General features: G+C 61.9%; 22 protein-coding genes. 15 read left to right on the forward strand and 7 right to left on the reverse strand.

The annotated features are described in order from the left end of the window. Positions 1-248: 248 nt before the first annotated feature. From AABA34_RS10790 to tpiA, 3 genes are all read right to left on the reverse strand, one after another. Positions 249-1,886, reverse strand: coding sequence for a CTP synthase (locus tag AABA34_RS10790; RefSeq protein ID WP_338302614.1), 1,638 nt, complete (start codon positions 1,884-1,886; stop codon positions 249-251). Positions 1,887-1,986: 100 nt separating this feature from the next. After that, a complete protein-coding gene (gene secG / locus AABA34_RS10795) occupies positions 1,987-2,394 on the reverse strand; it encodes a preprotein translocase subunit SecG (protein WP_338302615.1) in 408 nt (135 codons plus the stop codon). 80 nt (positions 2,395-2,474) lie between these two features. Next, entirely contained in the window at positions 2,475-3,239 is a 765-nt protein-coding gene (tpiA, locus tag AABA34_RS10800; protein WP_338302616.1) for a triose-phosphate isomerase, read from the reverse strand. Positions 3,240-3,513: 274 nt separating this feature from the next. Between tpiA and AABA34_RS10805 the strand changes: the two genes are divergently transcribed. From AABA34_RS10805 to lexA, 12 genes are all read left to right on the forward strand, one after another. Continuing rightward, positions 3,514-5,451 (forward strand): peptidylprolyl isomerase, encoded by a 1,938-nt coding sequence (locus tag AABA34_RS10805; protein ID WP_338302617.1) that lies wholly within the window; start codon positions 3,514-3,516, stop codon positions 5,449-5,451. 31 nt (positions 5,452-5,482) lie between these two features. Then, entirely contained in the window at positions 5,483-7,024 is a 1,542-nt protein-coding gene (gene trpE, locus AABA34_RS10810; RefSeq protein WP_416831850.1) for an anthranilate synthase component I, read from the forward strand. Then, complete coding sequence (locus AABA34_RS10815) at positions 7,021-8,151, forward strand: FG-GAP repeat domain-containing protein (RefSeq protein ID WP_338302618.1); 1,131 nt, start codon at positions 7,021-7,023, stop codon at positions 8,149-8,151. Before trpE ends, AABA34_RS10815 begins: the two co-directional genes overlap by 4 nt. Beyond that, complete coding sequence (locus tag AABA34_RS10820) at positions 8,148-8,972, forward strand: phosphodiester glycosidase family protein (protein ID WP_338302619.1); 825 nt, start codon at positions 8,148-8,150, stop codon at positions 8,970-8,972. Before AABA34_RS10815 ends, AABA34_RS10820 begins: the two co-directional genes overlap by 4 nt. Beyond that, positions 8,969-9,943, forward strand: coding sequence for a prolyl aminopeptidase (pip, locus tag AABA34_RS10825; RefSeq protein ID WP_338302620.1), 975 nt, complete (start codon positions 8,969-8,971; stop codon positions 9,941-9,943). The genes AABA34_RS10820 and pip overlap by 4 nt, the downstream gene beginning before the upstream one ends. A gap of 1 nt (position 9,944) precedes the next feature. Then, a complete protein-coding gene (locus AABA34_RS10830) occupies positions 9,945-10,334 on the forward strand; it encodes a ribosomal maturation YjgA family protein (RefSeq protein WP_338302621.1) in 390 nt (129 codons plus the stop codon). Between the two features lie 32 nt (positions 10,335-10,366). Continuing rightward, complete coding sequence (locus AABA34_RS10835) at positions 10,367-10,963, forward strand: anthranilate synthase component II (protein WP_338302622.1); 597 nt, start codon at positions 10,367-10,369, stop codon at positions 10,961-10,963. Continuing rightward, the gene (trpD, locus tag AABA34_RS10840) at positions 10,960-11,952 is read left to right on the forward strand and encodes an anthranilate phosphoribosyltransferase (RefSeq protein ID WP_338302623.1); all 993 of its coding nucleotides are present in this window, start codon (positions 10,960-10,962) and stop codon (positions 11,950-11,952) included. Before AABA34_RS10835 ends, trpD begins: the two co-directional genes overlap by 4 nt. Before the next feature lie 22 nt (positions 11,953-11,974). Beyond that, positions 11,975-12,763 carry an indole-3-glycerol phosphate synthase TrpC gene (gene trpC / locus AABA34_RS10845; protein ID WP_338302624.1) on the forward strand — a complete coding sequence of 263 codons (789 nt, stop codon included), beginning with the start codon at positions 11,975-11,977 and terminating at the stop codon, positions 12,761-12,763. Positions 12,764-13,026: 263 nt separating this feature from the next. After that, positions 13,027-13,503 carry a cyclic pyranopterin monophosphate synthase MoaC gene (moaC, locus tag AABA34_RS10850; RefSeq protein ID WP_338302625.1) on the forward strand — a complete coding sequence of 159 codons (477 nt, stop codon included), beginning with the start codon at positions 13,027-13,029 and terminating at the stop codon, positions 13,501-13,503. Further along, positions 13,500-14,690, forward strand: coding sequence for a molybdopterin molybdotransferase MoeA (locus AABA34_RS10855; RefSeq protein WP_338302626.1), 1,191 nt, complete (start codon positions 13,500-13,502; stop codon positions 14,688-14,690). The genes moaC and AABA34_RS10855 overlap by 4 nt, the downstream gene beginning before the upstream one ends. Before the next feature lie 206 nt (positions 14,691-14,896). Further along, on the forward strand, positions 14,897-15,586 hold the full coding sequence (gene lexA, locus AABA34_RS10860; protein WP_338302627.1) for a transcriptional repressor LexA: 690 nt from the start codon (positions 14,897-14,899) through the stop codon (positions 15,584-15,586). Between the two features lie 25 nt (positions 15,587-15,611). Here lexA and AABA34_RS10865 read toward each other — a convergent pair whose 3' ends face one another. Continuing rightward, positions 15,612-17,876: a ComEC/Rec2 family competence protein gene (locus AABA34_RS10865; RefSeq protein WP_338302628.1), complete on the reverse strand. Its 2,265-nt coding sequence runs from the start codon at positions 17,874-17,876 to the stop codon at positions 15,612-15,614. A 64-nt stretch (positions 17,877-17,940) separates the two neighbouring features. Here AABA34_RS10865 and gltX point away from each other — a divergent pair, with 64 nt between their 5' ends. The 3 genes from gltX to AABA34_RS10880 are packed head-to-tail and all read left to right on the forward strand — an operon-like array spanning position 17,941 to position 20,919. After that, on the forward strand, positions 17,941-19,371 hold the full coding sequence (gltX, locus tag AABA34_RS10870) for a glutamate--tRNA ligase (RefSeq protein ID WP_338302629.1): 1,431 nt from the start codon (positions 17,941-17,943) through the stop codon (positions 19,369-19,371). A gap of 39 nt (positions 19,372-19,410) precedes the next feature. Then, positions 19,411-20,697 carry a citrate synthase gene (locus tag AABA34_RS10875; RefSeq protein ID WP_338302630.1) on the forward strand — a complete coding sequence of 429 codons (1,287 nt, stop codon included), beginning with the start codon at positions 19,411-19,413 and terminating at the stop codon, positions 20,695-20,697. Positions 20,698-20,712: 15 nt separating this feature from the next. Further along, positions 20,713-20,919, forward strand: a complete 207-nt coding sequence (locus AABA34_RS10880; protein ID WP_338302631.1) for a hypothetical protein — start codon at positions 20,713-20,715, stop codon at positions 20,917-20,919. On the opposite strand, the gene AABA34_RS10885 is transcribed toward AABA34_RS10880, so the two are convergent. The 3 genes from AABA34_RS10885 to AABA34_RS10895 are packed head-to-tail and all read right to left on the reverse strand — an operon-like array spanning position 20,909 to position 24,254. Further along, complete coding sequence (locus AABA34_RS10885; RefSeq protein ID WP_338302632.1) at positions 20,909-22,312, reverse strand: sensor histidine kinase; 1,404 nt, start codon at positions 22,310-22,312, stop codon at positions 20,909-20,911. The genes AABA34_RS10880 and AABA34_RS10885 overlap by 11 nt on opposite strands. Beyond that, on the reverse strand, positions 22,309-23,283 hold the full coding sequence (locus tag AABA34_RS10890; RefSeq protein ID WP_338302633.1) for a hypothetical protein: 975 nt from the start codon (positions 23,281-23,283) through the stop codon (positions 22,309-22,311). The genes AABA34_RS10885 and AABA34_RS10890 overlap by 4 nt, the downstream gene beginning before the upstream one ends. A gap of 44 nt (positions 23,284-23,327) precedes the next feature. Beyond that, positions 23,328-24,254, reverse strand: coding sequence for a hypothetical protein (locus AABA34_RS10895; RefSeq protein WP_338302634.1), 927 nt, complete (start codon positions 24,252-24,254; stop codon positions 23,328-23,330). Between the last annotated feature and the right edge of the window lie 226 nt (positions 24,255-24,480).

Raw genomic sequence — 24,480 nt, forward strand, 5'->3', positions numbered from 1 at the left:
GTTTAGGCTCCAATCAAAGACAGGGATACCATACCCCCCTACCCCTTACTGAAACCTGTAGCCTGCGTTGGCTAAACCCGATGCCGCGTTCGACGCAAGTGGTATTTCAAAAACTTGTAAAATTGCGACACAAAAACCCGCCCAAATTGGGCTGAAAAGCCGGAAGCCTTTCAACCCGCTCGCATTTTTACCGTATGCTAAGCACAACCGGCGACGGCAGACCTCGGGTGACCGTTAGCCGGACGAACTTACACGAGTCGCGACTGCTCCAGCGCAGCTGCAATGAAGCCCGCAAAGAGCGGGTGCGGGTCGAACGGCTTGGATTTCAGTTCGGGATGGAACTGCACGCCGACAAACCACGGATGATCCGGGCGCTCCACGATTTCGGGCAGCAAGCCATCGGGTGACATGCCCGCAAAAACCAGCCCCTGCCGTTCCAGCGGCTCAATATAGGCGCTGTTGACTTCATAGCGGTGGCGGTGACGTTCGGAGATGGTGGTCGCCCCGCCATACATGCGCGAGGTATGGCTGTTGCCCGAAAGCTTCGCATCATAGGCACCCAGACGCATCGTGCCGCCCAGATCGCCGCCTTCCTCGCGCTGCTGCAGGCCTTCTTCGCTCATCCATTCGCTGATGATGCCGACGACAGGTTCGCTCGTCTCGCCGAACTCGGTCGAGGATGCCTTTTCAAAACCGGCAGCGCGTGCACCTTCGATACAGGCCATCTGCATGCCCAGGCAGATGCCGAAAAACGGAACCTTGCGTTCGCGTGCGAAGCGGACACTGGCGATCTTGCCTTCGCTACCACGTTCGCCAAAGCCGCCGGGCACCAGAATGCCGTGCATCGGTTCGAGCGCGGAAACGATCTCGCTTTCGTTCTCGCCTTCGAAGATTTCCGCGTCGATCCACTTGATGTTGACTTTGACCCGATTGGCAAGGCCGCCGTGGATCAGCGCTTCGTTGAGGCTCTTGTAGGCATCGGGCAGGCCGACATATTTGCCGACCACACCGATCGTGACTTCGCCTTCGGGGTTGAAGTAGCGGTCGGTCACATCGTTCCAGGCCGAAAGATCGGGCGCAGGTGCGTCGGTAATGCCGAAGCCGCGCAGGACCTCCGCATCAAGCCCTTCTTCGTGATACTGCAGCGGAACCGAATAGATCGACGGCGCGTCGAGCGCAGGGATCACCGCTTCCTTGCGCACGTTGCAGAAATTGGCGATTTTCTGCCGCTCGCCATCGGGAATCGGATGCTCTGCGCGGCACAGCAGCACGTCAGGCTTGATCCCGAGGCTCGCCAGTTCACGCACCGAATGCTGCGTCGGCTTGGTCTTCAATTCGCCCGCAGCGGCGATGTAGGGGACAAGCGTGACATGCACGCTCAGCGTCTGCATCGGCTCAAGCTCGTTCCGCAGCTGGCGAATCGCTTCCATGAAGGGCAGCGATTCGATGTCACCCACCGTCCCGCCGATTTCACAAAGGATGAAATCATGGCCTTCGCTGTCGGCCAGCGCGAATTCCTTGATCGCGTCGGTAACGTGCGGGATGACCTGCACCGTCGCGCCCAGATAATCGCCGCGACGTTCCTTGGCGATGATGTCGCGATAGACCCGGCCCGAAGTGATGTTGTCGCTCTGCCGCGCCGATACGCCGGTAAAGCGTTCATAATGGCCAAGGTCGAGATCGGTTTCCGCCCCGTCATCAGTGACATAGACCTCACCATGCTGATACGGGCTCATCGTGCCCGGATCGACGTTGAGATAGGGATCGAACTTGCGGATGCGCACCTTGTACCCGCGTGCCTGAAGGAGCGCTGCCAGAGAGGCAGCCATGAGACCTTTGCCGAGCGAGGAGACCACGCCGCCGGTGATGAAAATGAACCGCGCCATGGGAGTTGGGCCTTAAGCGTTATGTTGGATTCGGGGCAAGCGAATTGAGGCGTCAAATGCGCCCCATCCACAATGATGAAACGAAAAACCGCTGAGCGGTTTATTCGGCGGCGGGTTCTTCGCCCGCAGGAGCCGTTTCTCCGGCCGGTGCGCCAAGCAGATCATCCGCCGATGCCGCTCCTGCTTCCGGTGCGCCAGAGGCCGGGCCACCCAACAGATCGCCCGAGGTCGGCGCCGTGACGTCACGATCAAGCGTGGTGGTCACATCGCCTACGCTCGACTGGCTAACCGCCAGTGCAGCAAGCAGGATCGAAAGGGCGACAAAAGCGACTGCCAGCCACTTGGTCGAACGGGTCAGGAAGTCGGCCGCACCGCGCGCACCCAGTGCACCCGAGGGACTGCCGCCGATACCAAGGCCGCCGCCTTCCGAACGTTGCATCAGCACGACGCCGACCAGAGCGGCGGCGACAATGGCCTGAATCACGGTGAGGATGATGAACAGCGACATGGTTTTCTTCTGATAGACGTAAAACGGTGAAGCGCACTTAGGGATGCAAAGCCCCAAGGGCAAGCGCGGATAGCCGTGCCTTATCCTTCGTCGGGGTCGCCTGCAGCCAGTGCGATGCCCATGAAGCTGTCGGCAGTAAGGCTTGCACCGCCCACCAAAGCCCCGCCCACTTCGGGAGTGGAAAGGATTTCGCCTGCGTTTTCCGGCTTTACCGAACCACCATAAAGAATGCGGACTTCACTGCCGGCTTCCTCGCCCAGCAGTTTGATCAGCAGGGCGCGGATTTCTGCGTGCATTTCGGCAATATCTTCGACGGTCGCCGTCTTGCCCGTGCCGATCGCCCAGATCGGTTCGTAGGCGATGGTGAGCCGCTCAGCCGCATTTTCGATCTCTTCCGGCAGCGAAGCCTTGAGCTGCTTCTTGACGAAGGCAACCGCACGGCCAGCATCGCGGGTCTGCTCGCTTTCGCCGCAGCACATGATGATGCGCAGGCCCGCCGCCAGCGCGGATTCGGCCTTCGCCCGGATCAGCGCATCGTTTTCGCCGTGGTTCTGGCGCCGCTCGCTGTGGCCGAGGATCACGAACTTCCCTCCGGCGTCGGCGATCATCGCCGCCGAAATGTCGCCGGTATGCGCTCCGCTCGCGTTGTGGTGGCAATCCTGCGCCCCCACAGCGATCTGTTCCGCTTCGCGGTGGACGGGGTGAATCAGCGTGTAAGGCGGCGCGATTGCGACTTCGACCTTCATATGGCGCTGAGCCGCGCGATCGATGGCGCGGGCTTCGGAAAGCATGGCGCGGGTGCCGTGCATCTTCCAGTTTCCAACGATGTAGGGCCGCTGGGGCATCTGAATTTCCTGAACTTTACTTGGGATGATACGAATCCGAGGGCCCGATGTAGGGTCGAGGGGCCGCGTCCGCTAGCCGAGTGGATCACTTTAGTCAAAACGTGCTCTGACCTGTTGCCGCGAGGTCGCAGGGCAGATAAAGCGCTGCTCCAGACCGCGATCAGGGACCCGCCTTGGACAATCCCACGGTTTCGGTCGGCTCAAGACAAGTCCGCACCTTCGTTCGGACGGCACAAATATTCCGCGCGAATACGGATACCGGGAAAACGCACAGATGATTTCGCTCTTTCGGAAATTCTTTCAGTCGAAAATCGGCCTGCCGATCTTCATCGGTTTTCTCGTGGTGGTCGCGCTGGCCTTTGCTGCGAGCGATATTTCCGGCTCGGCGACGTTTGGCGGATTGGCCGGTGATGACAAGGTGGCCGTCGTTGGCGACGAGGGCATCACCACGGTCGAAATGACCGGCACGATGAACAATGCGCTGACCCGGGCGCGCGATCAGAACCCGACCATCACCATGCCGCAATTCGTCGCCCAGGGCGGGCTCGAGAATGAGCTGGACCTGCTGATCGATCGCTATTCGACCGGGATCTTTGCCCAGAAATACGGCCTGCGTGCCGGTGCCAATCTGGTGAACAGCGAAATCCTGAAGATCAACGCCTTCCGCAACCTGACCGGCGAATTCGACCCTGAGACCTATCAGGCCGCGCTGCGCCGTCAGGGCATCACCGATGCTATCCTGCGCAAGGATATCGCCGACGGCCTGCTCGCACAGATGGTGCTGCGTTCCGCCCTTGGCGCACCGCAAATGCCCGAAGCCGCCGCGCGCCAATACGCCGCGCTGGTGCTCGAACGGCGCAAGGGCCAGATCGGCCTGATCCCGAGCATGGCTTTCGCGCCCGAAGGCGATCCCACGGCGGAACAGCTCAACACATTCTACAGCGAGACACGCTCCAACTACATCCTGCCCGAACGCCGCACGCTGCGTTTCGCGGCATTCGGTGCGGACAGCGTCGACGCGGACATCACGCCAACAGCCGAGCAGATCGCCGCGCGCTTCGAACAGGACAAGGCGCAGTACGCCGCGAGCGAACGCCGGGCGATTTCATCCTTTGTCGTTCCGACCGAACAGGCTGCAAAGGCGCTGGTCGAACGGATCCGCGGTGGCGTCTCGCTCGAAGCGGCAGCACGCGAAGCGGGCTTCCAGGTTTCGACCGGCGGGCTGCGCACCCGTGACGAAATGTCTTCGGCCACCAGTTTCGCGGTGATGGAGAAAGTCTTCACTGCCAATGAAGGCGCTATTGCCGAACCGGCGCAGTCGACCCTTGGCTGGTATGTCGCGCGGGTCGATGATGTCGAAAAGATCGCCGCGCGGTCGCTTGCCGATGTGCGCGACGATATCGCCGCCCAGCTTCAGCAGGAAGCCCGCGCTGCGGCACTGATCGACCTGAGCAGCCGGATCGAGGAGATGGTCGACACCGGAACCTCGCTCACCGATGTCGCGGAGCAATTCGGGCTCGAAGTCACAGCCATTCCCGGCGTTACCGCCGATGGTCGCCTCTTCGGCCTGCCCGGACAGGGCATTCCGCAGGGCCTTCGCCCGATCCTCGACGTTTCGTTCCAGATGGACGAGAGCGAGCCGCAGCTGGCCGAATTGGTCCCCGGCGCGCAGTTCCTGGTGTTCGACGTGCAGGAAATCACCGAAAGCGCCGCTCCGCCGCTGGCCGAAGTGCGCGAGGAAGTGACCGCCGCGTGGCGCCGGGCAGAGGGCAACAAGAAAGCCAAGGACGTGGCCAACCGTATCCTCGCCGCTGTTCGCGGTGGCAAATCGCTGAACGAGGCGATGCGCGAGGAAGACGCGCGGTTGAACCAGATCGAAAACATCAACCTGCGCCGCACCGAACTGCTTTCGGGCCAGAACCGCAGCATTCCCGCTCCGCTGGTGCTGATGTTCTCGATGGCGCGCGGTTCGACCAAGGTGCTGGAGGATTCGAACGATCTGGGTTGGTACGTCGTTGATCTCGACACGATCGAAACCGATCCGATCGAGGAAAACTCGGGCCTTCTGGCGCAGACCCGTGCCCAGCTCGCCCCGGCGTTGACCAATGAATACGCCGCCCAGCTTGCCCGTGCGATCCGTGCCGAAGTCGGTGTCGAGCGGAACGAGGAAGCGATCGAGGCGCTACGCAAGGCGCTGGCCGGCGAAAGCTGATCCGGCCTGCACAAGCGATCAAGATCTCTGAGTGACACAGAAAGCGCCCTTCCCCGCCGGACTTGAAAACGCTGCCGTTGCCGCCGCCGCCTTGGCGGAAGGACGGCCCGCGCTTGTCTGGCGCAGGGTGGTTGCAGACAGCGACACGCCCGTCGGTGCGGCGCGCCGCCTGATCGTGCCGGGGCGCGGTGACTTCCTGCTCGAATCGGTCGAAGGCGGCGAAGTGCGCGGGCGTTACAGCCTGCTGGGGCTCGATCCCGATCTGGTGTTCCGCGCCAGCGAAGGCACCGCCGCGATCAATCCGCATTGGCAGAGCGATCGCGATGCCTTCACGCCTTGCGATGGCGATGCGCTGAGCGAGCTGCGCGCTCTCGCCAATGCCTGCCGCATCGAAACACCGCCCGAAGCTGAAAACCCCCTGCCCCCGGCGCTGGCCTGTCTGGTCGGCTATTTCGGGTATGAGACGATCGGACTGGTCGAAACCCTGCCACGCGCCGCCCCGAGTGAACTGGCGCTGCCGGACATGCTGTTTGTCCGCCCCACCGTCATTCTGGTGTTTGACGGGCTTTCGGATGAGCTGTTCTGCATCGCGCCGATCTGGAGCGCCGATGATGCCGCTGCCGCTATCACCGCTGCGGGCGAACGGATCGACGAAACGCTGCGCGCAATGGCGCAGCCGCGCCCTGCCGAACCGCGAACTGCGGGCGATCTGGCCGAGCCGACGCTTTCCGCCGTCATGGCGGAAGACGATTACAAGGCGATGGTGGCGCGGGCGAAGGATTACATCGTCGCTGGCGACATCTTTCAGGTGGTGCTGGCACAGCGTTTCACCTGCCCATTCGAACTGCCTCCGCTGGCGCTCTATCGTGCGCTGCGGCGGGTCAACCCTTCCCCGTTCCTCTATTTCCTCGACCTGCCCGGTTTCGCAATTGTCGGTTCATCGCCCGAAATCCTTGTCCGCGTACGCGACGGCGAAGTGACCATCCGCCCGATTGCCGGAACCCGCCCCAGAGGCGCAACCCGCGCGCAGGACGAAGCGAACGAGGTTTCGCTGCTGGCCGATCCCAAGGAACTGGCCGAACATCTGATGCTGCTCGATCTGGGTCGCAACGATGTCGGCCGGGTGGCGGCGCGTGGAAGTGTGGAAGTGACTGACAGCTTCACCATCGAACGCTACAGCCATGTCATGCACATCGTATCGAATGTGGTGGGTCGCCTCGCCGAAGACAGAGATGCGCTTGATGCCCTGTTCGCCGGTTTCCCGGCGGGCACCGTATCGGGCGCCCCGAAAATCAGGGCCTGCGAGATCATCGCCGGGCTGGAGCCGGAAACGCGTGGGCCATACGCCGGGGGTGTCGGCTATTTCGCGCCAGACGGCTCGGTCGATTCGTGCATCGTGCTGCGCACCGCCGTAGTGAAGGACGGGGTGATGCATGTTCAGGCGGGTGCAGGCATCGTTGCTGACAGCGATCCCGATTACGAACTCGCCGAATGCCGGGCCAAGGCGGGCGCGCTGATCGCCGCCGCGCGTGAGGCTGTGCGGGTCGCGAGCGAGCCGGGGTTTGGCCAATGAGGCGCGCCCTTGCCGCAATCGCGGTAACGCTTTTCGGTGCGCCAGCAATTGCTGAAGAACCGGGCGAAAGCCGCAATTCCGTTCGGGTCATCGCATCGCCGTTCCTCGTGTTCGAATGGGCGGAGGAGCTTTCCGCGCATGTGACGCTTGCCGATTTTGATGGCGATGGCGATCTGGATATCGCGGTGTCCAACGGGCGCCATTGGCCGCAGCAGGATCGGCTTTATCTCAACCACGGCAATGGCCGAATGCTAGAGGCTCGCCCGATTGGCGATGTCGCCCTGCCGACATATCAGCTTTTGTCAGGCGACCTTGATCGCGACGGCGATCTTGACCTGGTGGCCATCCATGATGCGGTGCCGGCGCGCGCCTTCCACAATGATGGCAGGGGCAATTTCACTCTCGCGTTTGAAATCGACGGCACCGGCGGAGATTCGCGCGGCGGCGCACTCGCCGATATCGATGGTGACGGGTTGCTGGATCTTGTCATCGCCCGGCGCGGCGATCCGGATTTGCTGCTTTCAGGCACCGAAGAGGGCGCATTCGCCAGTCCGCGCATTATCGGCGCCGATGACACCGCTTCGATCCGCGTGAACATATCCGACATCGATGGGGATGCTGATCCCGATCTGCTGTTTGCCCGGCGCGACGGGCAGGCAAGCGTGGTCATGCGCAACGATGGAGCGGCCCAGTTTACCGAGCTGGCTCTGCCATCGCTTCTGGGCGCTAGCCGTGAACTTGTCGCGGCCGATCTCGATGGTGACGGGGAGCAAGAGCTCGTGTCGTGCAGCCTCGATGCAAGCAACGCGGTGCTGCGGCGTGACGGCGCAGGCTATCGCATCGCTGAGCGCTTTGGCGCGGCGGATGATGGTTGCTATTCACTGGCCGCGGCCGATTTCGATGGCGACGGGCTTGGCGATATCGCCGTTGCCAATTCGGAGCGCCCGAATTTCCTGTATTTGCAGCAGGCGGGCGGCGGATTTGCGCAGGTGCATGTCGAGGAAGACCCGTTCAACAGCTATGGCATTGCCATTGGCGATTTCGACGGGGACACCGTCCCCGATCTGGTTTTCGCCAATTCCGGCGCCTTCAACGCAGCCTATCTTGTACGAAAGATCACGCCATGAGGTTCGCGTTTGTAATTCTGGGCGCATTGGCGCTTGGCGCGTGTGAACCCCAGCCCGAGGGCGAGCCGGTGGTTCGCACCGAGCTGGGCGAGCCGATCGCGGTCGATATGGTTGAGGAGATCGTTCAGTCAGCTCCGGCAGAGGCGATCGCCGGGGCAGCCTGTTCCCCTGCCACTTTCGAAGATGTGCCGCTGATCCACTGCATTGCCGACCCTGAATTGCACCGCATCTCTGCCGCGCTGGCTCCGGTGAGCGGGGACAATGCAGGTACGATCGAAGGCTGGGCCGCAGGCAAGAACGAAGGTGCCATCGCCTTTGTGATGAATGGCGGGGCCTATGGCGATGATCTCAAGCCGTTGGGTTATTTCGTGCAGGATTCGGATCGTCTCGTCGAACTGAACCGCGCGGACGGATCGGGCAATTTCTTCCTGAAACCCAATGGCGTGTTCTTCGGATCGGAAGGCAATTGGCGCATTCTCGATACCGAGACTTTCCTGCGGACCGTCGGGGATCGCCCGCAATTCGGGACGCAATCGGGGCCGATGCTGGTCCTAAACGGCGAATTGCACCCGGAAATTCAGGACGATGGTCCGTCCAAGTCGATCCGCAACGGCGTAGGTGTGTCAGCTGACGGCAAGGCGCATTTCGTGATTTCGCAGGAACCGCTCAGCTACGGCAAGCTGGCGCGGTATTTCCGGGATGAATTGAAGGTCGAAAACGCGCTGTTCCTTGACGCGCGAACCTCGTCCTTGTGGGATCCGGCCCGAGGCCGGATGGATCGCGGCCGGGTCGGGCCGCTGATCGTGGTGGAGAAGAAATGATGACCCCGGGCAATATCCGCAGCTACGAACGCACGCTCTATCCCGAGATCGAGCCTTACGAAACGGGCATGCTCGATGTCGGCGAAGGGCATCAGATCTATTACGAGCGCGTCGGCACTCCGGGGGCGAAACCGGCTGTATTCCTGCACGGCGGCCCCGGTGGCGGCATGGCGCCGTCGCACCGTCGCCAGTGGGACCCGGCGCTGTATGACTTGCTGCTGCTGGACCAGCGCGGCTGCGGCAAATCGCTCCCTTTTGCCGAGATCGAGCACAACGACACATGGCGCATTGTCGCCGATCTCGAACGCTTGCGCGAAATGTGCGGGCATGAGGCGTGGCAGGTGTTCGGCGGAAGCTGGGGCGCGACGCTGGCGCTGGCTTACGCCCAGACGCACACTGACCGCGTGACCGAACTGGTGCTGCGCGGCGTGTTCCTTGCCCGCCAGACGGAGAAGGACTGGCTTTACGTCAAGGGCGCGAGCGAAATCATGGCGGAACAGTGGGACAGCTTCACCGGCCTAATCCCCGAGGATGAACGCGGCGACCTGGTGAAGGCCTATCACGATCGCCTGACCAGCGATGACGAGGCGACCCGCCTTGCCGCGGCGCGTGAATGGTCGTTGTGGGAAGGTTCAGTCGCCACGGTGCTGCCCAATCCCGAACTGCTCGACGATTTCGCCGATCCGGCCAAGGCGGTTCCATTCGCCCGCATTTGCGCGCGATATTTCCTCAATGATTTCTACCTCGAGGAAGCCCAATTGCTGCGCGACGCGCACAAGATCGCGCATATCCCGACGATCATCGTGCAGGGTCGCCACGACATCTGCTGTCCGCCGACAAGCGCATGGGCGCTGAAGAAAGTGCTTCCTCAGGCCGAACTGTGGATCGTCGACGACGGCGGCCACGCCGCGAGCGAACCGGGCATAACCGACGGACTGGTGCGCGCGACGGACAAGTTTGCGGGCAAATAGCGTGAGGCTTGATCGCGGCTACGCCTTTGCCGCGGCAGGGCTTCTGCTTGTCGAAATCGTGATTGCGCTGTTCGTCAGGGACAACTTCGTGAGGCCCGTTCTGGGTGATGTTCTGGCGGTCATGCTGGTCTATTGCGCGGTTCTGGCGATTGTCGATCTGCCGCGCATACTTGCCGCCGTTTTCGCATTCCTCGAAGGTGTCGTTATCGAAGCGATGCAATATCTCGACGCGCTCACCGCGCTCGGATTACAGCACAATCCTGTTGCCCGCGTGGTTCTGGGAACGACTTTCAGCTGGGGCGACATTGTTGCTTATGCTGCCGGTGTCATTCTGGCTCTTGTAGCTGACAGGGCATGGCGCAAACGACATCGGGCAATCACACAGCCTTGAACCCCCCGTGCAATTCCGCGAAAGCCCCGGTAATGATTCTCGTCATCGACAATTACGACAGCTTCACCTTCAACCTGGTCCATTATCTGATGGAACTGGGCGCAGAAGTGCGGGTGGAGCGCAATGACGCGCTTTCCGCGTCGCAGGCGCTGGCCACCAATGCCAGCGGGTTCCTGATCTCGCCCGGCCCCTGCACGCCGAACGAGGCCGGGATCAGCCTCGATCTGGTGGCGGCCTGCGCCGATGCCGGAAAGCCGCTGCTGGGCGTGTGCCTCGGCCACCAGTCGATCGGCCAGTTCTTTGGCGGCAAGGTGGTGCGCGGCGGGTTGATGCATGGCAAGACTTCCCCGGTTACGCATGACGGGACGGGCGTTTTCGCAGGCATCCCATCGCCCTTCACCGCGACCCGCTATCACTCGCTGATCGTTGAGGACATTCCCGATTGCCTCAGCGTCAATGCCCGCTCTGACGACAATCACATTCAGGGCTTCCGCCATACCGAGCTGCCGATCCACGGGGTGCAATTCCACCCGGAAAGCATCGCGACCGAGCACGGCCATTCGCTGCTCGCCAACTTCCTGAAGATTTGCGGGATCGACACGCAACTGCCCGAAAGGCTCAAGGCATGAAGACCCTCCCCCTTGCCGTTCCGCACATGAACGAAGCCGAGGCCGAGGAAGTTTTCGGCTGGATCCTCGACGGCGAAGCCACTGACGAGGAAATCGCGCGGTTCCTGCTCGCCATGACAGAGCGGAGCGAAACCGCTGATGAAATCGCCGGAGCGGCACGGGCCCTTCGCGCGCGGCTCATCCCGATCAATGCTCCCGAAGGCGCGGTCGATTGCTGCGGCACGGGCGGCGACGGACACCATACGCTCAACGTTTCGACCGCCGTCAGCCTTGTGGTCGCGGCCTGTGGCGTTCCCGTCGCCAAGCACGGCAATCGCGCCGCATCGTCCAAATCGGGCGCAGCGGACACGCTCGAGGCGCTGGGCCTCGACATGGACGCGGCCGGACGCACGGCGGAAAAGACGCTTGCGGAAATCGGCATCTGTTTCCTGTTTGCGAAGAACCACCACCCTGCGATGGGCCGCATCCAGCCCATCCGTCAAAGGCTGGGCAAGCGGACGATCTTCAACCTGATGGGGCCGCTGTCCAATCCGGCCGGCGTCACCCGCCAGCTGATCGGCATTGCCCGCCCCGGCTATGTCCCGATCTACGCACAGGCCAAGGCCAAGCTGGGAACAGAGCGCACCTTCATCGTTTCGGGGGACGAAGGGCTGGACGAACTCAGCCTCGCCGCCGGAAACGAGCTGGCGGATGTCACCGGCAATGATTTCGAAATGCGCCGCGTCGATGCCAGCGCCGTGGGCGTGCCGCATGCCCCGGTGGAGGCCATTCGCGGCGGCGATGCTGTCCATAATGCCAAAGCGCTGAAGGCGCTGCTGGATGGTACCCCCGGCCCCTATCGCGATGCCGTGCTACTCAATGCCGCCGCCACGTTGGTGGTCGCGGGCAGGACGAATGACTGGGCCGAAGGCGCGGCCATGGCGGCCGAGGCGCTCGACAGCGGAAAGGCACGCGATCTGCTGGCCGACTGGATCAGGATGGCGGCGTGACCCGGCGCCCTTGGTATTCGCAATGAACAAGCTCGAAGAAATCTGCTCCGCAAAGCGTGAAATCGTCACCGCCCGCAAAGCGGCGATGACGCTTGCCGAACTCGAATCCGCCGCCGCGACCCGCACCGCGCCGCGCGGGTTCGAAGCCGCCTTGCGATCCCGCGCTGAAACCGGCTTTGCCCTGATCGCCGAAGTGAAGAAGGCGAGCCCGTCAAAAGGGCTGATCCGCGCCGATTTTCAGCCTGCACAGCACGCCCGCGATTATGAAGCGGGCGGTGCTGCCTGCCTCTCCGTCCTGACGGACGCCCCCTATTTCCAGGGGCATGAGGATTATCTGGTTGAAGCCCGCTCTGCCTGCGCCCGGCCCGTGCTGCGCAAGGATTTCATGGTCGATCCGTGGCAATGTCTCGAAGCGCGCGCCATCGGCGCGGACGCGATCCTGATCATCGTCGCGGCGCTGGAAGACACCGCCATGGCCGAAATCGAGGCCGCTGCGCGCGAGCACGGCATGGACGTGCTGGTGGAAGTGCATGACGAGGCCGAGTTGGAACGCGCCGCCAAGCATCTGCAAAGCCGCCTGATCGGGGTCAACAATCGCGATCTCAAGACCTTCACCACGTCCCTCGCCGTAACCGAAAGGCTCGCCCCGCTCGCACCGGAAGGGTCGCTTCTGGTCGGGGAAAGCGGGATCAACACCCATGCCGATCTGGAACGGCTGGCGAAAAGCGGGGTGCGCACCTTCCTTGTCGGGGAAAGCCTGATGCGCGCCGATGATGTCGCGGCGGCGACAAGGACCCTGCTGCAAGGGTGACAAGGCGGTGGTGCGAAAGGTGACAGTCTGATCCTGTGAAGGTGACACTTTGGCGCGAAAGATGACACTTTCCTCGCAAGGGTGACACTTTGTGTGCCATCATTTTTCGGCCTGTCCTACAGGGGCCAAAAATGCAAAAACCCGCGCATGAGCAAGCGTTTCCCCATGGCTTTGATCCGGCAGAGCGGCACCCGTGCGCCTGACGGTGCAGTTTTTTTCTCCAGGACAGTGCTCCACCTGTTCCATCCTGTAGGGTTTGGCGCATGAGCGGCCTCACCCATATCGGCCCGGACGGGGAGGCGAACATGGTGGATGTGGGAGGGAAGCCCGCGACTCACCGGTTGGCCATCGCCTCAGGACGCATCGCCATGTCCGCTGCTGCATTGGAAGCGATCCGCTCAGGCGACGCGCCCAAGGGCGATGTGCTCGGCACTGCGCGGATAGCCGGGATCATGGCGGCAAAGCGCACCGGCGAGCTGATCCCGCTGTGCCACCCGCTCGCACTCGACGCGGTGAATGTGGACTTCGCTTTCGAAGATGACGGCATTCGCGCCACCGCCACCGCTTCGTTGACGGGCAAGACCGGGGTGGAGATGGAAGCAATGGTGGCCGTCTCCACTGCGCTGCTGACGGTCTATGACATGGCCAAGGCGATCGACAAGGGCATGGTGATCGGCGAGGTTCGCCTGATCGAGAAGCGCGGCGGCAAGTCAGGGCACTGGAAGGCTGACGAGGCATGAGCGCGCTGCTGACGCTGGAGGAAGCGCAGGCCCGCCTGCTGGCGCTGGCACCCGCCCTTCCCCCCACCACGGTGGACATCGCGCCGACATTGGCAAATCGCTATCTCGCCAGCGATCTGAAGGCCCTGCGCACGCAGCCACCGGCGGACCTGTCGGCGATGGACGGATATGCGATTGCTGGTGAAGGGCCGTGGGAGCGGGTGGGCGAAAGCCGCGCTGGCGGCCCTTTCAATGGGACGCTTGCCCCCGGCCAATGCACCCGCATCTCAACCGGGGCGCATGTGCCGGATGGTGCAGATCGCATCCTGATACAGGAGAACGCCGAGATTGCCGGGACCAGCGTTGCGCTGGCTCCGGGTGAGGCCGTGCCCACGACGGGGCGTCATGTGCGCAAGGCCGGGTTCGACTTCACCGCCGGCGACATGGTGCTGACGGTGGGCACGCAGCTCACTCCGGGCGCGATCGCGCTCGCCATCGCTGCGGGTCATGTGCGAGTCCCCGTGATTACGCCGCCGCGCGTGGCGGTGCTCGACAGCGGGGACGAACTCGTGCCCCTCGGCGCGGAAGCAAGAGCGGACCAGATCCCGGCAAGCAACGGCGTGATGATCGCATCAATGCTGCAACCTCTAGTTGGCGCATCGACCGCGCTTGGCCCGGTGGCGGACGATCCGGCGGCGCTGGCAGAGGCGCTGGGCAAAGCGGAAGGCCACGATATCCTGATCACCACCGGCGGCGCTTCGGTGGGCGATCACGACCTGATCCAGCAGGCGTTGAAGGACTGGGGCGCCGATCTTGCGTTCTGGAAGGTGGCAATCAAGCCGGGCAAGCCCTTGATGGTGGCAACGCGCGGGGACACCGTAGTGCTGGGCCTGCCCGGCAATCCGGTGTCGAGCTTCGTCACTGCCTTCCTGTTCGCGCTGCCGTTGGTGCGCAAGGCGATGGGCGCTGCCGCTCCCCTGCCCCGCGCATCGCAAGCGGTCTGCGCGGAAGCATTGCCTGCCACCGGGAGCCGCCGCGAGTTCCTGCGCGGAGTATGCGAAGGTGGCAAGGTGCGGCTTGCGGCATCGCAGGATTCGAGCGCCTTGTTCGCTCTGGCTCAGGCCAATTGCCTGATCGATCGTCCAGCGGGTTCTCCCGAAACCAAACCGGGAACGTCTGTTCCTGTGTACAACCTCCAGAATGGCTGAGTTCTGCGGGTTTGCGGACGAAGTGTTCTTGACTTGGCGGAACAGGTTGCCTATTCGTTCCGCATTCGTTCACCATATCGGTGTACGGACAGTGCTTCGCACCGCACCCTACCCCTCTTTGGGAAGGCGTGCCTCTGGGAGCGCGCCATTCCAGCACCGTACGGCAAGGATGCCGTGCGCCAAGGTGCGCCTAAACGGAGTTTGCCATGTTGACCGCAAAGCAGCATGAACTGATCCGCTTCATCCAGCAAAGGCTGGAAGAAACCGGCATTTCACCCAGTTTCGAGGAAATGAAGGAAGCCCTCGATCTCAAGAGCAAGTCTGGCGTGCACCGCCTGATCTCCGCGCTTGAGGAACGCGGCTTCATCCGCCGTCTGCCGAACCGTGCACGCGCACTGGAAGTGATCCGTCAGCCAGAGGATTCAACCCCTGCGCCTCGCGCGGCGAAGCCGGCGAATGATGCCGCGCCTGTCGTCATGCCCAAGGCTCCCAGCATGCCTTCCCCGGCGAATGACGTGATCGAGATCCCCCTGCATGGCAGGATCGCTGCCGGTGCCCCGATTGAGGCACTGGAAGGGCAAAGTTCATTGCCGGTGCCCGCGGCGCTGCTCGGCCCCGGAGAGCATTATGCGCTCGAGGTGTCAGGCGACTCCATGATCGAAGCCGGCATATTCGATGGCGACTTCGCGCTGGTTCGCCGCACAAACACTGCGCGCGATGGCGAAATCGTGGTTGCGTTGGTTCGCGGCGAGGAAGCGACGCTCAAGTATCTCTACAAGGATGGCGGGATGGTCCGGCTTGATCCGGCGAATGCTGCCTATGATCCGCAGGTCTACGGCCCGGATGAAGTCCAGGTTCAGGGCAAGCTGGCCGGGCTGCTGCGGCGATACCACTGATTGCTGCGGGCGCGGTGACGGCGGGCTATCTGCCTGCACCGCGCCACCAGCCATGCTCGCCCTGTCCTTCAGCGACGCTGGTAACGCGTTCGGCTGACAGGTTAAGCGCCAGACCACCGGTTCGCTCGAGCAAGCGCCGGTCTGCCTTCAGCCAGCGTGGCTTGCAGGATCGTGGCAGGAACCGGTCAGCAACAACGATGTCCGCCTGTTCGCAAGCAGCCGCCAGCGAGCGTTCTTCGATCAGCTCACGGTTCCGCGCGAGAAGCAGTGTCCATTCACGCTCCCCCCGCTCAATCGTCAACACGCAGAACTCGGGAGAACACCGCGCGCCCTCCCACTCAGCGAGAGGAACAGGTTCGCTCGCCACGCTCGCCAACTCCATCAGATTGTCGCGCGAATAGGACGAACTGCTATCCCGCAACGAAAGCAGCTCCCTGCTGCCATCGGCGCCAGGCACCGTTATGCCAACATGCCGCCCGTCACGACCGATGAGAACATCGGGTATAGGCGTCGTCAGCAACATGATGGTCGCGACGACAGCGGGGGTCAGGCCGAGCAACCTTGCACGCCCGCTCCATAGCGCAAGCCAAAGCCCTCCCCCAGTGAACAACGCTATCGCAAGCCCGCTCATTTGCGGCATCAGCTTCACCGAACCCGGCTGCCCCGCCGTGAAATGGGCGATCCCGAGCAACAGATCGAGCGAGGCCTGCACCAGCCACCAGAACGGCTCGCCCAAACCGATCAGATCGAACAAGAGCCCCAACGCGATCAAGGGCATCGAAATGAACGTGACCAGCGGTATCGCGATCACATTGGCAAAGGCACCGTAAAGCCCCGCCCTGTGGAAATGGAACAGAACAATCGGCATCAACGCAATTTCGATCACCATCCCTGTAACAAACAGCATGAAGGCCCCGCGAAGAACCCTCTTGGACCAGCTTTCCTCTCGCGGCGCGAGAAACGCCTTCGCCGGGCCACTGCCATGCAAAGCGACAATCGCGATGACAGCCGCAAAGCTCATCTGGACACTCGGACCGATCACGCTTTCTGGCCATAAGAGAAGCACGAAAACAGCAGCTGCTGCCACCATGCGTAGCGAAAGCGCATCGCGCCCCAGGGCCAGAGCTATCAGAACCAGCATCGCCGCCGCGCAGCTTCGCACGGTCGGCACTTCAGCGCCTGTGAGCAGGGTGTAACCAATGCCGACGATCGCCCCGGAGGCAGCGGCGGCAACCGGCAGACGGACCCGCAGCGCAACAGCCGGAAACAGCGCCAACAGCTTGAGAGCCATCAAATAGCCGGCCGCTATCACGGCGCTAACGTGCAGTCCGCTGATCGAAAGCAGGTGCGTCAACCCGGCATCGCGCATCGCGTCTTCGTCGGTTTCAAGTATCGCCCCTCTGTCCCCGCTGGCAAACGCAGCCGCAATCGTACCGGCTGACCCGTCCACCCTCGATCGGACATGAGCGGACAACCAGCGCTGAACAGCGGCCAGGCCCCTTGCCTCGGGGGAAGGCTCGACGATCTCGACAGAACCGATCACGCTTCCGGTGGCGGAGAGCCCTTTGAACCATGCAGCGCGTGCGAAATCGTATGAACCGGGGAGCATCGGGCTTGCCGGGGGCATGAGGCGCACACGCATCCTGACAACCGCGCCTTCAGCCAGCGTGGCCGAAGGAGCCGTGGCAGGCTGCGCGGCGTCCAGCGGCAATGCTTCCATCGGGACATTCACCCTGATCTTGCGACTTTCCGCTGTTTCCGCGTCCCTCACCGCCAATGTCAGCCGGATGCGATCCTGCGCAGGCTGATCTTCACGCTCGAGCACATAGCCCTGAATGCGCTCGACAGTAGGCCGTTCAATCGCTGGTGCCCCGACAATCTCCGACCGCGCCCAGATCACCGCCATGCCGATCGCGAAGACCAACGAGCAGACGATGACTGATCGGCGAAGGTGATCGCGATCGGGCCGATCACTCCAAAGCGCCAGTGCAACCAGAGCCAAGAGCCCCGCCAGCCCCATCATTGCAGTCCATTGCCATGGGCCGGACAAGGCAAACCACGCGAGGATGCCTGCGGCAAACACCACGGCCAGCCATGGAGCGCCGTCAAAGCCGCTGTTTGCAAGAAAGCGCTCCGCACCACCTGCCACGATGTGCGTGACGCTGGACAATCCGCCGCCCCTTTGCCACAGGCGCGTTGCAGGCTTTTGCAGCCCTGACGGTACGCCGCCCACGGCGATTGATCCGCCATCGGCATCGCCCGCAATCGGAATTATCGGCGCATCAGCCATTGGCCATCGTGCCCCTTGGGTTCGGCCTTTTCGGATGCAACAAGTGAATAGGAAATAAGCGCTTATGGCAAGTCCAGCGGCACAAAGTCCCGGCACCGGTCAGGTGGTCACCCGCTTTGCCCCCTCGCCCACAGGCTTCCTACATATCGGCGGGGCGCGCACAGCCCTGTTCAACTGGCTGTTCTCACGGCACCATGACGGCAAGGCGCTTTTGCGCATCGAGGATACCGATCGCAAGCGTTCCACTCAGGAAGCGATCGACGCAATTCTTGACGGGCTCGACTGGATGGGTCTGGATTATGACGAAGCTCCGGTGTTCCAGTCGCAGCGCGCCGAACGTCATGCCGAAGTCGCGCACAAGCTGCTCGAGGCAGGCCATGCCTACAAATGCTTCGCCACGCCTGAAGAGCTTGAGGCCATGCGCGCCGAACAGCGCGCAAACAAACAGCCGATGCGATATGACGGACGCTGGCGTGATCGCGATCCTTCGGAGGCTCCGGAAGGCGCTCCCTTTACCGTTCGGCTCAAGACGCCGGTGGATGGCGAAACGACGATCGAGGACAAGGTCCAGGGCCGCGTTTCTGTCAAGAACATGGAACTGGATGATTACATCATCCTGCGCGCCGACGGCACGCCGACCTATATGCTCGCAGCGGTTGTCGACGATCACGACATGGGCGTAACCCACGTCATTCGCGGAGACGATCATCTTAACAACGCCTTCCGCCAATTGCCGATCTACCACGCAATGAACCAGATCGAAGGTGGATGGAACGATCCGGTCTATGCCCATATTCCCCTGATCCACGGGTCGGATGGTGCAAAGCTGTCCAAGCGTCACGGCGCGCTGGGCGTAGAGGCCTATCGTGATGAAATGGGCATCCTTTCAGAGGCACTGTTCAATTACCTGCTGCGCCTTGGCTGGGGCCATGGTGATCGCGAAGAGATTACCCGCACTGAAGCAATCGAGCTGTTCGATCTGGGCGGCGTGGGAAAGAGCCCGTCGCGTTTCGACCTGAAAAAGCTCGAAAATCTGAACGGACATTACATTCGCGAAAGCGATGATGCGAAACTTGCAATGCTGGTTGCTCCACGGATTGACGGCAATGTCGATGTCGAATTGCTGAAGCAGGCTATTCCTGTGTTGAAACCGCGTGCAAAGAATTTGAACGAACTCGCTGATGGCGCAGGGTTTTTGTTTTCGCAGCGCCCCCTTGAAATGACCGAAAAGGCAGCTCAGCTGCTCGATCCGGACAGTCGCTCGAATCTGCGACTATTGTCGGACCGGTTTTCGCAGGAAAATGACTGGACAAGCGAGGCACTCGAAGCCACTACGAAGACGCTTGCGGAGGAACTGGGGTTGGGCCTTGGCAAGCTGGCGCAGCCGATGCGTGCGGCGCTTACCGGGACGACAACGTCCCCAGGAATTTTCGATGTTCTGGTCCTTCTGGGACGGGAAGAATCCCTGGCGCGGCTCGACGCACAAGCGGCGTAAGCGGCCAAGCCAGATCAACAATTGGGCAGGAGACAGACCTTGGCAGACAAGCAGGCGAAACTCGAACTGAACGGCGAATCCTACGAGTTTCCCGTTCTCTCAGGAAGCACCGGCCCGGATGTGGTCGATATTCGCAAGCTTTACGGGCAGACCGGCGCTTTCACCTTCGATCCCGGCTTTACGTCGACGGCCAGCTGCGAAAGCGCGCTGACCTATATCGACGGTGACGAAGGCGTTCTGCTGCACCGCGGTTATCCGATCGGCCAGCTGGCAGAGCATTCCAGCTTCATGGAAGTGTCCTACCTGCTTCTGAATGGCGAACTGCCGAGCCAGGACGAGCTCGACGACTTCACCTACACCATCACCCGCCACACCATGCTGCACGAACAACTTTCGGTGCTGTACCGCGGTTTCCGCCGCGACGCGCACCCGATGGCGATCATGTGCGGCGTAGTCGGCGCGCTGTCGGCATTCTATCACGACAGCACCGACATTTCCGATCCTGAGCACCGCAAGATCAGCTCGCACCGCCTGATCGCCAAGATGCCGACGATCGCGGCAATGGCGTACAAATATTCGGTCGGGCAGCCGTTCATGTATCCGGACAACCGCCTGTCCTACACCGGCAACTTCCTGCGCATGACCTTTGGCGTTCCGGCCGAGGAATACGAGGTGATCCCGGCGGTTGAACGCGCAATGGACCGGATCTTCATCCTCCACGCAGACCACGAACAGAATGCCTCGACTTCGACCGTGCGTCTTGCCGGTTCTTCGGGCGCCAATCCGTTCGCCTGTATCGCTGCTGGGATCGCCTGCCTGTGGGGCCCGGCACATGGCGGCGCAAACGAAGCTGCGCTCAACATGCTCAAGGAAATCGGCACGCCCGACAAGATTCCGCATTATATCGAGCGTGCGAAGGACAAGAACGATCCGTTCCGCCTGATGGGCTTCGGTCACCGCGTCTACAAGAACTACGATCCGCGGGCGACCGTGATGCAGAAGACCGTGCGCGAGGTCTTCGATGCGCTGAAGGTCAACGATCCGCTGTTCGAAACCGCGCTTCAGCTGGAAGAGATCGCCCTCAACGATCCGTATTTCATCGAGAAGAAGCTGTTCCCGAACGTCGATTTCTATTCGGGCATCATCCTCTCGGCGATCGGTTTCCCGACGACCATGTTCACCGCGCTGTTCGCTCTGGCTCGTACCGTCGGGTGGGTTGCGCAGTGGAACGAGATGATCAGCGATCCCGGCCAGAAGATCGGCCGTCCGCGTCAGCTCTACACCGGCCCCACCGAACGCGATTACGTTCCAATCGCCAATCGCTGATCGGGCATTCACCGAATGAGCGCGATCCTGAAGCTGTTGCTAGGCGGCTTTGGGGTCGCGCTTTTCATTTTGGGTGCAATCTGGGCGTTGCAGGGTGCCGGAATACTGAACTGGCCCGCCGACAGCTTCATGCTCGCAGATCGAAGCTGGGCGCTCTACGGCGCGGTTACGGCTGCAATCGGATTCGTTCTGGCGTTGGTGTCAACGCGGATCAATCGATGATCCTGGCCAGTGTCAGGCGGAATTCAGCCCCCTCGCCCTTGTCACTGGCCGCCACGACTTCAAGGTCTCCGCCCATCGCCAGTGCAAGCTTGCGCGAGATGTAGAGGCCGAGGCCCGAACCACTGTCATTGCCGCCGTCGCTATCGCGGCCAAGCCGTTCGAATTTCTCGAAAATGCGTTTCGCTTGGTCTGCATCAACGCCGGGACCTTCATCTCTGACGCTGATCGAGGCCAAACCCCCAAAGTTGTCGTCGATCACGACCGTGACGGTGCTGTTCTCTGGCGAATAGGCAATCGCGTTGCCGATCAGGTTGATCAGGATCTGGAGGACACGCCGGAATTCGCCGTCGGCAATAACGGGCTTGTCCGGATTGGGCAGTGTGATGGAAATCCCGCGGTTCTGTGCACGCACACCCAGAATGCCCGCCGCACGACGCGCCGCGTCCGCCAGATCGACATGATCCTTTGCGGTCTTGAACCCCGGGGCTTCAACCACCTCAAGATCAGCCAGATCGTCGAGCATGCTCGAAAGATGCTGCCCGGCCGCCGCGATGCTGCCGGCATAGTCACTGTATTCTGCCTTGATCGGCCCTGCCAGACGCGTGCGGATCGTTTCCGCGTTTGCGATGATCCGGGCAATGGGTTGCCGCAGAACCGGAGTGAGTGCACTGCCGATCAGACGGGAATGCGCCGCTTCCTCCACCTCGACCGGCGGAGCAACACCCGCGACCAGAGGCTCATCAGCGACAAGCAGCAGTTCAAAGCCGCGCGGGTTTGCCCCTGCAACTCCGATAGGGATCAGCCGCGCCCGCCAATGTCGCCGTGAACCGGGAATCATGCATTTGCAGCCGTCAAGCAAACGCCAATGGAGCGGCTGTTTATGGGCAAGATCCTGCAATTCGACATAGTCGCTCCAGAGCTTGCCGGGAGAGGCATCAAACAAGTTCTGAAGCTCGGACGCATCGGCCGCGGCAACCGAAAGGAGCTGCACCCGTTGCGCCGCGTCGAGCCTTGCGGAAACCTCGCAAGTCGCGCGGTCGACGGCATCCTGCCATTCGGACTGCTCATGCGAACTGGCCGGGGGTTTGAGCGCGCGATGCCAGTTCTCGACCAGCACTTCGCAACCCCCACCTTCCTCGTCTTCAAGAGGGTGAATCCGGGCAAATCCGCTGACCATGTCTTCGCCGTCAAAAGCGCTGAATTCGCGTGCGATCCGAAGGCCGCTCTGCCGGGCCTGCCGCACCAGAGCCAGCAACTCCGGAATTGCCAGCACGCCAGGAATGATCCCGCCGCAGCTTTCCTGCAACTGAGCAAGCGGACCGTCGCCACTCAACAACCGATCATTGTCATCGGTAATGCCTTGTGCGGCCAGCAGGGTTTGTTGACGGTTCATGCCCCCTGCCCTCCGTGATCCGCACCGAAACCGGCCATCGCGCAATTGGCCAGAAGTGCTGCGGCACGCTCTTGCGGAAGGGTGCTGATGCCCTCTGGCAGCAGATAACCGGGTTGAAGTATGCCGAACTGGCGTTCCAGACTTTCAGCAGCCAATCCGCCCGCTCTCAAGCTAAGCGCAAGACGGGCTGCATGACGCTCGTGGCATGCCACAACGGCAATCTCACGCGATTGGCCGGTCAAGCTGGCAAGGGCCGTCGCAAACAGGCAAAAGCCGGAATGTTCGAGGTTTAGAGCGGCAATTGCGCCTGAGCGCATGGATGTCACAAGGCGGGCGTGAAGAGCCAACCTGCCGTTCGCTTCGTCATAGGCCTTCTTGAGTGCCTTTGCCGCGTGCTTGGCCTCGTCATCATCGAAAAGCGCGGATTTGCGCATTGCCTGAAGCGCGGACAGGAACAGGTCTGCCGGCAATTCCCCGATAGGCAAGCTCATGCGCCGCTGATGCTGGATAAAGCGCGATTGGGCCGCAAGCGCAGCCATGGCCAGCTCGGCAACATCGGGTTGATCGGATGCGACGAGCTCTTGAACCAGCGGCGAAAGGACAGGGTCGATCGAACTTTGCTGCCCGACTCGTTCGGTCAGCTGGCCTTCCATCGCCAGAGCATAAAGATGATGGAGCAACTCGGCATTCGATGCGAGGGCATCGGCAAGATCGTCCAGGACAAGCGGATCGACCTCTTGCGCCGCCTGCACACCCATCACGGCTTCGCACAATTGGCGGGCAATATCATGCAGCATCCCTCGCAGGCGCGCCATGGTCGCATCGCTGACGAGCGTTTGCCCAGAACTTTCAAGCAGGTACGAAATAACCGGGGCAACACCGGACAGCGCGCGGTTTGCGCGCGTCAGCTCATCCCGCAGGATGGCTTCCACCGAAGTGGTTTCGGTACGTTCCAATGCCAAGTCGGCCATGGAATACCCTTTATCTGAGCCATGGTTAAGCCCGGGTTAGCCCATTAATCGCCACGCTGCAGCAGCAATTGCAGCGTCGCCGCAAGGGAAAAAGCAACCAATGCTTCGTTCAGGAGCCCCAGTCCGGCGGCGACGGCAAAGAACGCCAGATGCAGCGCCCTGTCATTCCAGACGGCGGCGTGGCGAAATTTGCTAGCCCGCGAACAAACAATGGCGAGGCCCAAGGCAATAACCGGCAAGCCCAATTGACTGGCGGCAACCGATCCGATGCCGGGTGCAAGCATCAGCAACGCGGTCGTTCCTGCAAATACCACCCCGGACACCGCCGAGTGCCACATCCGGGCAGGCTCAACCGAAGCCAATCGCGAACGCAGATGGTGCATCATGACAAAAACGTCTGCAGCAAGGACAGCGACTGCGCCGCATGCGAGCGCGCTCGCAGGCCAGCCAGCCAGCGCAAGGGCCATTGCGCCCAACCACAAGACCATTGCCGCTACCCGGGCAAGTTTGCCGGACAAACCGATATTTCCCGGCGGGATTGCTCTCGCGGCGAAGATCGCAAGCGCACCAGTTGGCGCAAATGGTGAAGGTGCCGGAAGACTCCCACCAACCAGTGTCCGTTCTGCGTTTGCAAGATCAGCGGCATCGACGGCAAGCAGCCAATCATCGCCTTGCAGCCAGCTTTCCTTGACCGGACGGCACGGCTCCTGTGCTTGCAAGGCCAAACGCAGCAAAAGCAAAATCGCGTCGCCATCAGGCGGCAATTCAGCAAGTTCCTTCACCTGCCGCGCGCGGATTAGCGCCAGACCTGCCCAGTGCCGGTCACGATCGATCCTCTCGAAGTCTTCCGGGTGACGTTCTGCAAGTGCATGGTTCGCTGGCAGGGTCGCAATTCCGCGTTGACGCTTGCCCGATTCCAGCACGAATTCTCCAGCGGACTGTTTCGAAATCAGAAGTCCGTCGGAAAGCAATACAATCTCATCGTCGGCCCTGACCAAAGCCGCGATCTGGATGTTGCTGCGTATGGCATGGAATTCTTGGCCTGCTCGTTCAACTTCTCGCTGAGCCGCGAGAATGTGTTCGGCAGGTCCCTCGCACAGGCAGATGATCCGTTCACAACCAAGTGAAAGGGCCGTATCAACCTGCCAGGAAAGCACTGATCGACCGGCAAGCGACAGGCTTGCGCGCAAATCGCCC

It is taken from the genome of Erythrobacter sp. Dej080120_24 (genome assembly GCF_036322605.1).
GTDB classification, from domain to species: domain Bacteria; phylum Pseudomonadota; class Alphaproteobacteria; order Sphingomonadales; family Sphingomonadaceae; genus Erythrobacter; species Erythrobacter aurantius.